The organism is Kitasatospora sp. NPDC023120 (assembly GCF_055560835.1).
This window is the reverse complement of the sequence record NZ_JBVHHY010000114.1, coordinates 1-1,512: the sequence shown is the minus strand read 5'-3', so window position 1 is coordinate 1,512 and position 1,512 is coordinate 1. Positions and strand designations below refer to the sequence as shown.

Below are 1,512 nucleotides of genomic sequence, written 5' to 3'. Positions count from 1 at the left end.
CGCCTAATGGGACTCGTCGGGCCGTGAGGGAGACTACGGTCCGTAGCCGCCAGCAGGTGAGCACTGCTATCGCCCGAGCCGTATGAGCTCTGGTGTCAGACCGTGCCCCTGCTGGTCGGCCGGGAGGCCTGACCGCTGATGGGATGGCGTGCCCGCCGGGCGGTCGGGCGTGAGCACTGGATCCATTAGGGCGCGAGCCGTGCCTTCCGCAGGCTGCACATCATGACCAGACGAGAGCGAAGGGGCGGGTGCTGGTGCTGTTCATCGGCGACGACTGGGCCGAAGATCACCATGACGTCGAGGTGCAGGACGCGACCGGTCGCAGACTCGCAACAGCGCGGCTGCCGGAGGGCGTTGAGGGTATCGCGAAGCTGCACGCCATCGTCGCGCGGCACGGCGGCGATGACCTGGAGCCCGGGCAGGTGGTGGTCGGGATCGAGACCGACCGGGGTTCGTGGGTGCAGGCGCTGATCGCGGCCGGCTACCTGGTCTACGCGGTCAACCCCAGGCAAGCCGCCCGGTTCAAGGAGCGGTACGCCACCTCGGGAGCCAAGAGCGACAAGGGCGACGCGCACGCGCTGGCGGACATGGTCCGCATCGACCGCGACCAGCTGCGGCCGATCGCCGGGGACAGCGACCAGGCCCAGGCCGTCCGCGTGGTCGCCCGCGCCCACCAGACGCTGATCTGGGAGCGCACCCGCACCTTCCAGCGGCTGCGGAGCACGCTGCGCGAGTACTTCCCCGGAGCCCTCACGGCCTACGCCGGGCTGGAGCTGACCAGCACCGACGCGATGGAACTGCTGATCAAGGCCCCCACGCCCGACGAGGCGGCCAAGCTGACGAAGCACCAGATCACCGCGGTCCTGGCCCGTCATCGGCGCCGTGACCGGGACCAGAAGGCCGGCGCGATCCAGGCCGCGCTGCGCGAGCCCCGGCTCGGCCTGCCCGCGCCGGTCACCACCGCCTACGGCGCGGCGGCGGTCGCGCACGCCAGGCTGCTGATCGCGCTGAACGAGCAGATACAGGCACTGGAAGAGCAGGTGAGCGCGCATTTTCTCGCGCACCCGGATGCTGAGATCTACCTGTCGATGCCCGGCATCGGCGAGATCACCGGCGCCCGGGTGCTGGCCGAGTTCGGCGACGACTCCACCCGCTACATCTCCGCCAAAGCCCGCAAGAACTACGCCGGCACCAGCCCGATCACCCGGGCCTCCGGCAAGGCCCACTCCGTCCAGGCCCGCTTCGTGCGCAACAACCGCCTCGCCGACGCCCTGCAACGCCAGGCGTTCTGCTCGCTGCAGAGATCACCCGGTGCCCGCCGCTACTACGACAAGCAGCGAGCCCGGGACCTGGACTACAACCCCGCCCTGCGCCAACTCGGCAACCGCCTCGTCGGCATCCTCCACGGCTGCCTCAAGACCCGCACGCTCTACGACGAGGCCACTGCCTGGTCACACCACGCAACCCTCCCAGCCACAGCTTGACACCGCTACGGCATGGGATGTCTGACAC

Annotated in this window: 1 protein-coding gene; it reads left to right on the top strand. The window is 70.0% G+C overall.

The features are described from left to right. Nucleotides 1-254: 254 nt before the first annotated feature. Nucleotides 255-1,484: an IS110 family RNA-guided transposase gene (locus ACZ3TI_RS40965; protein ID WP_465735689.1), complete on the top strand. Its 1,230-nt coding sequence runs from the start codon at nucleotides 255-257 to the stop codon at nucleotides 1,482-1,484. Nucleotides 1,485-1,512: the final 28 nt, after the last annotated feature.